Source organism: Micromonospora sp. KC721 (assembly GCF_004348355.1).
In the GTDB taxonomy this organism is placed as follows: Bacteria; Actinomycetota; Actinomycetes; order Mycobacteriales; family Micromonosporaceae; genus Micromonospora.
In genome coordinates this window covers 14,632-27,193 of sequence record NZ_SMJY01000063.1, presented here as the reverse complement: position 1 = coordinate 27,193, position 12,562 = coordinate 14,632, and the positions used below count along the sequence as shown (strand labels likewise).

11 protein-coding genes are annotated in these 12,562 nt (G+C 71.9%); 3 read left to right on the top strand and 8 right to left on the bottom strand.

What is annotated here, in order from left to right; all coding sequences use genetic code 11:
* Positions 1–42: 42 nt before the first annotated feature.
* The gene (locus tag E1182_RS13600) at positions 43–2,016 is read left to right on the top strand and encodes an APC family permease (protein WP_132264788.1); all 1,974 of its coding nucleotides are present in this window, start codon (positions 43–45) and stop codon (positions 2,014–2,016) included.
* A 124-nt stretch (positions 2,017–2,140) separates the two neighbouring features.
* On the opposite strand, the gene E1182_RS13595 is transcribed toward E1182_RS13600, so the two are convergent.
* Positions 2,141–2,347, bottom strand: a complete 207-nt coding sequence (locus E1182_RS13595) for a hypothetical protein (RefSeq protein WP_132264780.1) — start codon at positions 2,345–2,347, stop codon at positions 2,141–2,143.
* 264 nt (positions 2,348–2,611) lie between these two features.
* Here E1182_RS13595 and E1182_RS13590 point away from each other — a divergent pair, with 264 nt between their 5' ends.
* Positions 2,612–7,129, top strand: a complete 4,518-nt coding sequence (locus tag E1182_RS13590; protein WP_371687547.1) for a HAMP domain-containing protein — start codon at positions 2,612–2,614, stop codon at positions 7,127–7,129.
* A 100-nt stretch (positions 7,130–7,229) separates the two neighbouring features.
* Here the strand turns inward: E1182_RS13590 and E1182_RS13585 are convergent, their stop codons facing one another.
* The 5 genes from E1182_RS13585 to E1182_RS13575 all read right to left on the bottom strand — a co-directional run bounded on the left by E1182_RS13585 (position 7,230) and on the right by E1182_RS13575 (position 9,707).
* Complete coding sequence (locus E1182_RS13585) at positions 7,230–7,610, bottom strand: YccF domain-containing protein (protein ID WP_207921389.1); 381 nt, start codon at positions 7,608–7,610, stop codon at positions 7,230–7,232.
* Between the two features lie 76 nt (positions 7,611–7,686).
* Entirely contained in the window at positions 7,687–7,854 is a 168-nt protein-coding gene (locus E1182_RS31095; protein ID WP_165942600.1) for a hypothetical protein, read from the bottom strand.
* A gap of 111 nt (positions 7,855–7,965) precedes the next feature.
* A complete protein-coding gene (locus tag E1182_RS13580; RefSeq protein ID WP_132264776.1) occupies positions 7,966–8,658 on the bottom strand; it encodes a hypothetical protein in 693 nt (230 codons plus the stop codon).
* Between the two features lie 187 nt (positions 8,659–8,845).
* A complete protein-coding gene (locus E1182_RS32725; RefSeq protein WP_256370834.1) occupies positions 8,846–8,968 on the bottom strand; it encodes a hypothetical protein in 123 nt (40 codons plus the stop codon).
* Between the two features lie 70 nt (positions 8,969–9,038).
* Positions 9,039–9,707, bottom strand: coding sequence for a vancomycin high temperature exclusion protein (locus E1182_RS13575; RefSeq protein WP_132264774.1), 669 nt, complete (start codon positions 9,705–9,707; stop codon positions 9,039–9,041).
* Positions 9,708–9,809: 102 nt separating this feature from the next.
* Between E1182_RS13575 and E1182_RS13570 the strand changes: the two genes are divergently transcribed.
* A complete protein-coding gene (locus E1182_RS13570; protein WP_132264782.1) occupies positions 9,810–10,739 on the top strand; it encodes a diacylglycerol kinase in 930 nt (309 codons plus the stop codon).
* Here the strand turns inward: E1182_RS13570 and E1182_RS13565 are convergent.
* Entirely contained in the window at positions 10,702–11,706 is a 1,005-nt protein-coding gene (locus tag E1182_RS13565) for a DMT family transporter (RefSeq protein WP_132264772.1), read from the bottom strand. The two genes, E1182_RS13570 and E1182_RS13565, sit on opposite strands and share 38 nt — an antisense overlap.
* Before the next feature lie 72 nt (positions 11,707–11,778).
* Positions 11,779–12,543 (bottom strand): HAD family hydrolase, encoded by a 765-nt coding sequence (locus tag E1182_RS13560; RefSeq protein WP_371687546.1) that lies wholly within the window; start codon positions 12,541–12,543, stop codon positions 11,779–11,781.
* Between the last annotated feature and the right edge of the window lie 19 nt (positions 12,544–12,562).

The window sequence follows — 12,562 nt, the reverse complement described above, 5'->3', positions numbered from 1 at the left end:
GCCCGGGAACCGGGGCAGGGCGAGCGCACCCGGTCGGGGCCGGTGGCGATCCCCGAGTGCGTGGACAGCCACGTCCGTTCCCGGGCCCCGGAGGGATCACTGCGGCGTTGGCTGTTCGCCCACCGGGTGCCGCCGCCCGGCCCGCAGGCCGAGGAGGGCCAGCAGAAGCGCCACCCCTGGTGGCAGGTGATGTGCCTGACCGGGGTCGACTACTTTTCCACCCTGTCCTACCTGCCGGCCATCGCGGTGCTGGCCGCCGGGGCGCTCTCCCCGCTGGCCACGCTGCTGATCGTGGCGCTGACCCTGTTCGGTGTGTTGCCGATGTACCGGCGGGTGGCGGTGGAGAGCCCGCACGGGCAGGGTTCGGTGGCGATGTTGGAGCGGCTGCTGCCGTTCTGGCGGGGCAAGCTCTTCGTCCTGGTGCTGCTCGGCTTCGTCGCCACCTCCTGGATCATCACGATCACCCTGTCCGCCGCCGACGCCACGGTCCACCTGCTGGAGAACCCGTACCTGCCGGACGCCTTCCCGCACGGCACCCTGGCCGCGGTGGTGGTGACCGTGCTGCTGCTGGTGGTGCTGGGCGGGGTGTTCCTGATGGGGTTCACCGAGGCGGTGACCGTGGCGATTCCGCTGGTCGCGGCCTTCCTCACGCTCAACGCGGTGATCGTGCTGGTCGGTCTGGCCGAGCTGGTCGCCGATCCGTCCCTGCTGGGGGAGTGGGTGGCCGCGCTGACCGCCGGCGGCGTCGGCGTCGGTGATCTGCTCGGCCCGGCGGTGCTGGCCTTCCCGCTGCTGGTGCTGGGGCTCTCCGGCTTCGAGACCGGGGTCAGCATGATGCCCCTGGTGCGGGGGGAGGGAACCGACCCGCAGCAGCGGCTGGCGGCACGGATCCGCAACACCCGCAAACTGCTCACCGCCGCCGCCGTGATCATGTCGGGATATCTGATCACCACCACCTTCGTGACCACCGTGCTGATCCCGCCGCAGGAGTTCGGCCCGGGCGGTACGGCCAACGGCCGGGCGTTGGCCTGGCTGGCCCACGAGCACCTCGGGGAGGCGTTCGGGACGGCGTACGACATCAGCAGCGTGTTGATCCTCTGGTTCGCCGGCGCGTCCGCCATGGCCGGCCTGATCAACATCGTGCCTCGGTACCTGCCCTCGTACGGGATGGCGCCGGAGTGGAGTCGGGCGGTGCGGCCGGTGGTGCTGGTCTACACGCTGATCAGCATCGCCATCACGATCGCCTTCCGGGCCGACGTCGACGCCCAGGCCGGCGCGTACGCCACCGGGATCCTCGCGATGATGGTCTCCGGCGCGGCGGCGGTGACCATCTCGGCGGTCCACGCCCGACGTCGGGTCGCCCGTGTCGGGTTCGGTGTGCTGACCGCGGTCCTGCTCTACGCGTTGGTGGAGAACGTGATCGAGAAACCGGACGGGATCGCCATCTCGGCGATGTTCATCGCGGGCATCGTCGTCGTCTCGCTGATCTCCCGGATCACCCGTACCACGGAGTTGCGGGCGGAACGGGTCGAGTTCGACGAGGCGGCCCGGCGGATGATCGCCGAGTCGCTGGCTCACGACGGCCGGCTGCACCTGATCGCGCACAAGCGCGACGGCGGGGCGATGAAGGAGTACCGGGTCAAGGAGCGCGCGCAGCGCGGCATGAACCCGGTGCCGGGCGCGGCCGACGTCCTCTTCCTGGAGATCGACGTGGTGGATCCGTCGCAGTTCAGCCAGGTGCTGCGGGTATGCGGCGTGGAGATCGGCCGGTACCGGGTGTTACGGGCCAGCAGCCCGGCCGTGCCCAACGCGATCGCCGCGATCCTGTTCGCCCTTCGTGACGCCACCGGGGTACGCCCGCACGCGCACTTCGAGTGGTCCGAGGGAAATCCGGTGGCCCACCTGCTGCGCTACCTGATCCTCGGTCGGGGTGACACCCCGCCGGTGGTCCGGGAGATCATCCGCAAGAGCGAACCGGAAGCGTCCCGCCGTCCCGGCATCCACGTCGGGGGCTGAGCACCGCCACAACCCAGCCTCCTAGGACGCCGTACGGGTAGTGACCGCGACGCCGGCCAGCGGTACGGCATCGGCCCGCGCCCCGGGAGGGTGGACGCGGGCCGATGATGCGGCGGGGAAGGATCTACTTCGACGGCTCGGGGAGTTTGCAGTCGACCTTCGGGTTGGCGCCCATGTAGTTCAGCGGGCCGGCCACGATGGTCACCAGGATCGTCCCGGCCTCCGCACAGTTGGTCTCGTCGTTGCCGTAGTAGCCGCGTTGGCCGGCCGCGACGGCGCCGATGATCAGCCAGATCACGACGATGACTCCGAAAATCGACGGTCCGCGCATGGGGGGCCTCCCGGGTCGTGGGGGTCGAGGTGACGCTAGGTGTACCCAACGGCGGTGAGCGGATAAACGGTGTTTCGGCGCGTTGGTGGCCGTGTCGCAGACGGCGCGGCGGTCCTGCAGGTGCACCGCATTGCCGGGTCCGATCAGCGACCGTACCGACGTGCGGGCCGGCGCGGTGCGCGACCGAGTCGAACCCGTGCATACTTTCGCGGTGGTCGATGGTGGAATTGCCGGCTCTCCGCCGGCGGCGTATAGGTGGTCGTGGTGGGCGATATGACGGTTGAGACCCGATCGCAGGGTGCAGCCCCGGCTGCGTCTCCGGTGGCCGATCCGGGGCTGCGACAGCTGCTGGCGGGACTGACCGCCGTGCGCGACGGTGACTTCGGCACTCGGCTGCCGGAGGACGCCGACGGCCTGCTCGGGGAGATCGCGACCGTCTTCAACGGCATGGTGGACCAGCTCTCGCTGTTCACCTCCGAGGTGACCCGGGTGGCCCGTGAGGTGGGCACGGAGGGGCAGCTGGGCGGCCAGGCTGAGGTGCCCGGGGTCTCCGGCACCTGGAAGGACCTCACCGACTCGGTCAACGCCATGGCCGGCAACCTGACCGACCAGGTCCGCGACATCGCCGAGGTGGCCACGGCGGTGGCCCGGGGTGACCTGTCGCAGAAGATCACCGTCGACGTCCGGGGCGAGATCCTGGAGCTGAAGATCACCATCAACACGATGGTGGACCAGCTGTCGTCGTTCGCCGACGAGGTGACCCGGGTGGCCCGGGAGGTCGGCAGCGAGGGCCGCCTCGGCGGCCAGGCCGAGGTCCCCGGCGTGGCCGGCACCTGGCGCGATCTCACCGACTCGGTGAACTTCATGGCCGGCAACCTGACCAGCCAGGTGCGCAACATCGCCCAGGTGACCACGGCGGTGGCCCGGGGTGACCTGTCGCAGAAGATCACCGTCGACGCTCGGGGCGAGATCCTGGAGCTCAAGAGCACCATCAACACGATGGTGGACCAGCTCTCCTCGTTCGCCGCCGAGGTGACCCGGGTGGCCCGGGAGGTGGGCACCGACGGGCGGCTCGGCGGTCAGGCCCAGGTGAGCGGGGTCGCCGGCACCTGGCGCGACCTCACCGACTCGGTGAACTCGATGGCCGGCAACCTCACCGACCAGGTCCGCAGTATCGCCCAGGTGGCCACGGCGGTGGCCCGCGGTGACCTGTCACAGAAGATCACCGTGACCGCGCACGGGGAGATCCTGGAACTGAAGAACACCATCAACACGATGGTGGACCAGCTCTCCTCGTTCGCCGCGGAGGTGACCCGGGTGGCGCGCGAGGTGGGCACCGAGGGCCGCCTCGGCGGCCAGGCCGACGTCAAGGGCGTCTCCGGCACCTGGAAGGACCTCACCGAGTCGGTCAACGTGATGGCGGACAACCTCACCGCCCAGGTGCGCAGCATCGCCGAGGTGACCACGGCGGTGGCCAAGGGTGACCTGACGCAGAAGATCCGGGTCGACGCGCGCGGGGAGATCCTGGCCCTGAAGGAGACCATCAACACGATGGTGGACCAGCTCTCCGCGTTCGCCGACGAGGTGACCCGGGTGGCGCGTGAGGTGGGCACCGAGGGCCGCCTCGGTGGTCAGGCCCGGGTGCTCAACGTCGGTGGCACCTGGAAGGACCTCACCGACAACGTCAACGAGATGGCCAACAACCTCACCAACCAGGTGCGCTCCATCGCTCTGGTCGCCACCGCCGTGGCGCAGGGCGACCTGAGCCGCAAGATCACTGTTGAGGCGAAGGGCGAGGTCGCGGTCCTCGCCCAGACCATCAACACCATGGTCGACACCCTCGGCGCGTTCGCCGACGAGGTGACCCGGGTGGCCCGGGAGGTCGGCACCGAGGGCCGCCTCGGTGGTCAGGCCCGGGTGCCGAACGTCGCGGGGACCTGGAAGGACCTCACCGACAACGTCAACTCCATGGCGAACAACCTGACCGGCCAGGTCCGCAACATCGCCCAGGTCACCACAGCCGTCGCGCAGGGCGACCTGACCAGGAAGATCGACGTCGACGCCCGGGGCGAGATCCTGGAGCTCAAGACCACCATCAACACGATGGTCGACCAGTTGTCCTCCTTCGCCGCGGAGGTGACCCGGGTCGCCCGGGAGGTCGGCAGCGAGGGCCGCCTCGGCGGCCAGGCCGAGGTCGAGGGGGTCTCCGGCACCTGGAAGCGGCTCACCGAGAACGTCAACGAGCTGGCCGGGAACCTGACCCGGCAGGTGCGGGCCATCGCCGAGGTGACCAGCGCGGTGGCCACCGGCGACCTGACCCGGTCGATCACGGTGGACGCCCCGGGTGAGGTCGGCGAACTGAAGGACAACATCAACTCGATGGTGGAGTCGCTGCGCGAGACCACCCGTACCAACCAGGAACAGGACTGGCTCAAGACCAACCTGGCCCGGATCTCCGGGCTCATGCAGGGCCACCGGGACCTGGAGGTGGTGGCCGGGCTGGTGATGAACGAGCTGGCCCCGCTGGTGTCGGCACAACTCGGCACCTTTCTGCTGGTCGACGAGACCAGCGACGGCGCGGACCTGCGGGTCGTCGGCGGCTACGGGCACGACGCCCGCCGCCGCCGGTACGCCCTCGGCGACTCGCTGGTGGGGCAGGCGGCGCTCAGCAAACGGGCGATCGTCGTCGACGCGGTGCCGGAGAACTACGTCACCGTCTCCTCCAGTCTCGGCGCCGCGGCGCCCAGGCACCTGGTGGTGCTGCCGGTCCTCTTCGAGGACCAGGTGCTCGGTGTCATCGAACTGGCCAGCATGAGCCACTTCACCGAGATCCAGCGGGACTTCCTCGACCAGCTCACCGAGACCATCGGGGTCAACGTCAACACGATCGTCGCCAACGCCCGCACCGACATCCTGCTGACCGAGTCGCAGCGGCTGGCGGCCGAGTTGCAGGCCCGGTCGGAGGAGTTGCAGGCCCGGTCGGAGGAGTTGCAGCGCTCCAACGCGGAGTTGGAGGACAAGGCGGCGTTGCTGGTCCGGCAGAACCACGACATCGAGACCAAGAACTCCGAGATCGAGCAGGCCCGACAGGAACTGGAGGCCCGGGCGCAGCAGCTCGCGCTGGCCTCGAAGTACAAGTCGGAGTTCCTGGCCAACATGAGCCACGAGCTGCGTACGCCGCTGAACTCGCTGCTCATCCTGGCCCAACTGCTCGCGCAGAACCCGTCGCGGAATCTGACCGCCAAGCAGGTGGAGTACGCCACCGTCATCCACTCCGCCGGCACCGACCTGCTGCAGCTCATCAACGACATCCTCGACCTGTCGAAGGTGGAGGCCGGGAAGATGGACATCAACCCGGAGACCTTCGACCTGTCCACCCTGCGTGACTACGTCGACGCCACCTTCCGGCCGTTGACCACCCCGCGCGGGTTGCAGTTGGACATCGTCACCGGCCCCGACGTGCCGACCCGGCTGCACACCGACGAGCAGCGGCTCCGGCAGGTGCTGCGCAACCTGGTCTCCAACGCGGTCAAGTTCACCGAGCAGGGACGGGTGCAGTTGCGTATCGAACGTGCCCGGCCCGAGGAGTTGCCCGCCACCATGACGGAACGGGAACAGGTGATCGCGTTCCGGGTCGTCGACACCGGCATCGGCATCGCCGAACAGCACCTCGGCGCGATCTTCGACGCCTTCCAACAGGCCGACGGCACCACCAGTCGACGTTACGGCGGCACCGGGCTCGGCCTGTCGATCAGTCGCGAGATCGCCCACCTGCTCGGTGGCCGGATCACCGCGCAGAGCGTGCTCGGTAAGGGCAGCACGTTCACCCTCTACCTGCCCGCGACGAGCAGCGACACGCCCCTGACGGCGGGCGCCGAGTCGCCGACGGCATCGCCGGTGGCGGTGTCCGTGCCGCCAGAGGCGACCGCACAGTGGCGTGCCGAGCAGTTGCGCCGGGTGATGGTGCTGGAGCACGACGAGATGGGGCTGCTCACCCTGCTGGCCCGGGGCGTGGCCCTCGGTCTCACCGATCTGCCGGTCGAGGTGTCCACGGTGGTGGACACCGCCTCGGCCGTGGAGACGCTGGCCGGGCACCGGCACCACCTGCTCGTGGTGCACCTCGACATGCCCGACGACAGCGGCGGCGCCGTGCTCAAGGCCCTGCACGACGACCGCGCCCTGCGTACCGTCCCGGTCCTGGCGTACCACGGCAACCCCCTCACGCCGGGGCAGGAGACCCTGTTGCGGGCGATGGCCGAGGATCGGCCGTTGGAGGTCCTGCGCAGCCTCGACGACCTACGGGAGCGCATCGCCCTGCACCTGACGGCCGACGTTCCCGAGCGGGTGGTGCCGTTCACCCCGGTGGTCGCCGAACCGCCCGTGCCCGGCGACCCGCTCTCCGTGGCCCTGGCCGGCCGCAAGGTCCTCGTCGTCGACGACGACGCGCGGAACGTCTTCGCCCTCACCAACATTCTGGAACTGCACGGCATCGACGTGGTGTACGCGGAGAACGGCCGCACGGGCGTCGAGACGTTGATGCGCCACGATGACATCGACCTGGTGCTGATGGACGTCATGATGCCGGAGATGGACGGGTACGCCGCCACCGCCGCGATCCGCGCCATGCCCCGCTACGCGGACCTGCCGATCATCGCGGTGACCGCCAAGGCCATGCACGGCGACCGGGACAAGAGCCTCTCCTCCGGCGCCAGCGACTACGTGACCAAGCCGGTCGACGCCGACGACCTGCTGCACTGCATCCACCGCTGGCTGACCGGCTGAGGGTCACTGTCGCGTCGGTGGCAGCAGAGCCAGCGCCGCCGCCCGCCCCCGGGGACACTGCTGTCCCCCGGGGGGCGGGCCTGACCGCGCCGGGATGTGGTCAGGGCGTGTCGACGACCTCCCGCCCCAGCGGCCAGAACGCCGCCGGGACCAGCTTGAAGTTGGCCACGCCGAACGGGATTCCGATGATCGTGAGGCAGAGCGACACGCCGGCGACGATGTGGGACAGGGCGAGCCACCAGCCGGCGAGCACCACCCAGAGCACGTTCGCCACGCCGGAGGCGACGCCGGCGCCGGGCTTGGCAACCAGCGTGCGGCCGAAGGGCCACAGTGAGTACGCCGCGAGGCGCAGCGACGCGACGCCGAAGGGGATGGTGACCACCAGGACGAAACAGATCAGCGCGGCGATGCCGTAACCGACGGCCAGCACGAGCCCGCCGCCGAAGATCAGCCAGAGCACGTTGAGCAGAAAACGAATCACGGTGTCATGGTGACCGACCGCCGCCAGCGGCGGCACCGCCGGACCGGCCGGCCGACCTGGTGCGGGCTCGCACCGCTCAGTCGTCGCCGACGGTCTCGGACTTCCCGTCGTGGACGAAGCGGGCGGGCAGGTGCTCGTCGGGCTGTGGCGCCTGCGCCAGGTCGTGGTGCGGATCCCCGTCGGCGCTGAAGAGCACGTCGTCGGTCTTCTGGGTTTTCTCGCGGCTTTCGTCCGGCTGTGTCATGTCTCCTCCTGTGGGTGGTCGTCGCCCGGTCGCGGCGAGCGGCTGCCGGATATCCGTACCCGCCTGTGGTGCGTCCAGACCTGTCGGGCGGCGGAACGCCACCGTCGGTGCTCAGTCCGCCGACCGGGGGCCGGCGGTGGTTTCCTCGTCCCGCTCCCGGCTGAGGAAGAACGCGCCGAGCGCGCCGGCGAGGGTGCCGAAGACCACCACGGAGTACGCCGCCAGCACCAGCTCGAGCACCTGCGCGGTGGTGTCCGTGGCGGTGAGCGGCTCACCGGTGATGGTGGTCAGGGTGACGTCGTGCAGCGCCTGCCCGTACGTTCGGTAGGACCGGCTGAGCACCAGCAGTTGGCCGGCGGCCAGGATGAGCGTCACGGTCACCATCACCAGCCAGGCCAGCCGGTCGGTGAGCAGCCGTCCCGCGGACCGGGAGCCGCGTACCGCGGCGGCGACCACGCCGCCGCCCCGCGCGGCCCGCAGCGCGGCGGCGGCGCGGGCGAACCGCAGGAACGGCACGGCGAGGAAGATCAGCTGCCACCAGTTGCGCTTCCAGAACTCCCGGGCGCAGTGCCGGGCCAGCCAGGCGCGCAGCGCGAACTCGGCGACGAAGACCACCCACAGCACCCAGCCGGCGACGGTGAGCACGGTGGCGAGCGGTTCGTCGTGGGTGATCACCTGGCCGAGTACGAGCAGCAGGAACAGGATGCCGAGCAGGCCCATCGGCTTGTCCAACCGGCGGGCCAGCCCCTGTAGTCGGGCTTCGTCCCGCCCGGACCGCTCAGCCGGGCGCGCATCCGCGGCCATCGGTGCCCTCACCGCCCGCCGGGTCGGTCGAGGTCCGCTTGCCGATCGGCTGGTCGGTTCCGCCCGGGGCGACTCCGCGCCCGCGTCGGTTCGGCATGTCGGGCCGGTACCCGCTGTCTCCCCCGCCATGCCGCCGGCTGCCCGATCGACTTCGAATGCGTCACGTAGCGGCATTCCGTCCGCCGCGTCAGCCCGCAACGGCGCAAACGCCGGCCGGCGCGGCGGCGCGGAGGACACGGCCGGCGGCGGTCACGGTGTCGCAGTCGTCGCCGATCAGGGTCACCAGGTGCTCCGGCGGTACGACGGTCACGCTCATCCTCTCGCTGGGCGCCCCACAGTCCCGCACTGTTCCGGTGGTCTGACCGGCCCTGCTGCGGCGGTCAGCCGCGCAGCGCGTCGTCGACGCCCGGTTCCCGCCGGCCGAGGTGGACCGGGTCACGGCCGGACAGTACGTCCCACGCCGCCTTGACGCTGGCGCCGTACTCGCGCAGCTCGCCGCGGCGCCACATGGCCTGGTAGCGCTGCACCGTGTCGTCGCCCACACCGTTGGCGTCCACGCCGAGCTGCCGGCAGAGCGTCACGGCCCGGGCGAGATGGAACGACTGGGTGATCACCGTCGCCCGCTCGACCCCGAAGATCCGTCTGGCCCGCGCGCACAAGTCGTAGGTGTCGAAGCCGGCGTGGTCGAGCACCACCCGCTGCGGTGGCACGCCCCGGTCGACCAGCCAGCGGCTCATCGCGCCGGGCTCGTCGTAGGCCCACTCCATGTGGTCGCCGGAGACCAGGATGGCCCGGACCTTGCCCGCGGCGTACAACTGCCGGGCGATCTCCAGCCGGGCGGCGAGGAACGCCGACGGCTGCCCGTCCGTATACACCTGCGCCCCGAGCACGAGGGCCACCGGCGCGTCGGGGACGTCCTCCACGGTGAAGGTGTGCCCCTCGGCGCCGGCGCGGATCCAGTTGGCGCTGCCCACGGTGGCGGCCACGGCGAGCACCGTGCCGGCGGCGACCGTCAACAGGGCGCGACGCCACCAGACGGCCCACGCCACCTGGCGCAACCTGGTCAGGAGACGGTGTCGACTCGGCACAAGGGTCAGTATCGCGGCATCCGCCGGCCCGTGGTGCCCCGTCGGGTGCCCGGTGCCGGTACGGTGCTCGCCGTGACCGCAGCTGATCACCGGTCGACCGGCCCCGTCGCCGTACTCGCCAACCCCACCGCCGGCCAGGGCCGTCACCGTGAGCTGCTGCCCCGGTTGCTGGCGCGGCTGGCCGACGCCGGCCGGCCGGTGCGGCTACTGACCGCCGGCACCCCCGGCGAGGCGGAGGCGGCCTGCCACGCCGCGGTCGCCGCCGGCGTCGGCGCGCTGGTCGCCGTGGGCGGCGACGGCACCGTGCACCGGGCGTTGCAGGCGGTGGCCGGTACGACGGTGCCGTTCGGCCCGGTGCCGGCCGGCACCGGCAACGACTTCGCCGCCGACACCGGCTTCCCGACCGACCCGCTCGCCGCCGCCGGGGTGATCGCCGAGGCGCTGCGTACCGGCCGTGACCACCCCGTCGACCTGGCCCGGATGACCGGCGCGGCCGGTGGCGGCCACCGCTGGTACGGCGCGGTGCTGGCCGCCGGCTTCGACGCCGTGGTCAACGAGCGGGCCAACCGGATGCGCTGGCCACGCGGGCGCCTCCGGTACGACCTGGCGATCCTGGCCGAGCTGGCCCGGCTGCGTCCACGCCGGTACACGCTGCGCCTGGACGGGGTGGCGCACACCCTGGAGGCGGTGCTCGTGGCGGTGGGCAACGGCGCCAGTTACGGCGGCGGGATGCGGATCTGTCCCGACGCCGATCTCACCGACGGGCTGCTGGACGTGGTGGTCGGTGGCCGGTTCGACCGGCGTACCCTGCTGCGGGTCAAGCCCCGCATCCACACCGGCACCCATCTGACGCATCCGCTGGTGCGCCGGTACCGGGCCCGCACGGTGGAGTTGGTGGCCGAGGGGATCACCACGTACGCCGACGGGGAGCGGGCGTTGCCGCTGCCGGTACGGATCAGCGCCGTCCCCGGGGCGGTCCGGTTGCTGCGCTGACCGCCCCGTCCGGCAGTCGGATGGTCGATGCGTCACCGGCGTCCGGCGCGTCGTCGCGTCTCGCCGGCCGCGTGCTGGCGTCGCCCGGTGCGGCGGCGCGGACCGCACCGGCGCTGGCGACGACCACCAGCCCGATGGCGAGCATCTCCACCACGTGCAGCATCTGGTCGAGCAGGAGCCAGCCGGCGAGCGCGGCGACCGCCGGACCCAGGCTCATCAGCACCGCGAAGGTGGCGGTGGGCAGCCGGCGCAGCGCCAACAGTTCCAGGGTGTACGGCAGCACCGAGGCGAGCAGCGCCAGCCCCGCGCCGAGCGCCAGCACGTCGGCGTGCCACAGTCGGTCACCGGCGTCACGCAGCCCGAGCGGCAGGGTGACCAGGGCGGCCACCGCCAGGGCGAGGGCCAGCCCGTCCGCGCGGGGGAACCGACCACCGACCCGCGCCGAGGTGACGATGTACGCAGCCCACATCGCCCCCGCCGCGAGCGCCAGCGCGACGCCGACCGGGTCGAGCCGGTCGAAGCCGCCGTGGCCGAGCAGGGCCACCCCGGCCAACGCCAGCCCGGCCCAGCACCAGGCGACCAACCGTCGGGCGGCCACGACGGAGAGGGTGAGCGGCCCCAACACCTCCAGGGTGACCGCCGGGCCGAGCGGGATCCGTTCGATGGCCTGGTAGAAGATCGAGTTCATGCCGGCCAGGGCGAGCCCGAAGGCGAGCACCGCCAGCCAGTCGCCCCGGTCGTGCCCGCGCAGCCGGGGCCGGCACACCACCAGCATGAGCAGGGCCCCGACGGTCAGCCGCAGGGTCACCGTGCCGGGCACGCCGACCCGCGGGAAGATCAGCGCGGCCACCGCCGACCCGAACTGCACCGACACCGCCCCGCCGAGCACCAGCCCGACCGCCCCCAGGTGCCCCCTGCCGGTGCGGCGCGGACCCGGGCCGGGCCATGACGTGTCGGTGCTGCTCATGTCCGCGACGTTAGCCGTCCGGGGGTCGAGGGCCGCTCCCGGCCGGCCCGCCACCGGCCGGGAGCACCGCGGTCAGCCCGGCAGCGCCAGGTCGAGCACCGCGCCGAGGCCGTTGTCCCGTCCCGGGTCGGCGCAGGGCAGCACCAGCACCGCGCAGCCCGCGTGCACCGCGCCCGCGTCGGTCGGGGTGTCGCCGACCATCAGGGTGCGCTCCGGGTCCACGCCGAGCATCCCGCAGGCCCGCAGGAAGATCCCCGGGTCCGGCTTGCACCGCCCCACCTCGTACGACAGGGCGTACGCGTCGACCAGCGCGTCCAGGCCCCAGGCGGCGAGCAGCGGCCGGATGTCGAAGCCGATGTTGCTGACCACCGCCACCTTCAGCCCCGCCTCGCGCAGCGCGCGCAGCGTCGGCTCGGCGCCCGGGTACGGCACCCAGCCGTCGGGTGCGAGCAGCCGTTCGTAGAGCGCGTCGGCGAAGCCCTCGATGCCGGCGTCCACCGTCTCGGCCAGCCCGGTGTACGCCTCGCGGTGCGCGTGCTCGTACAGGTCTCGGTCGGCCCAGAGCTCGGCCAGCCGGGGCGGCACCCGCGCCGGCAGCGGCCCGCCGGCCCGGCCGGCGGTGACCAGCCGGTCGGCGAGTACGGTGGCGCGCATCCGCTCCAGGGTGACCCCGCACGCCGCGGCGGCCTGTCGTACCCACTCGTGGGGCTCCTCCACCTGGGCCAGGGTGCCGTGGAAGTCGAACAGGACCGCTTCCACGGGTCGGCGGGCGGGACCCGGACGGGCGGCGTCACGCAGGTCACCGGGCGTTCGGGGCGGTTCGGCATGATCCGGCACGTCGTGCACCCTACCTACC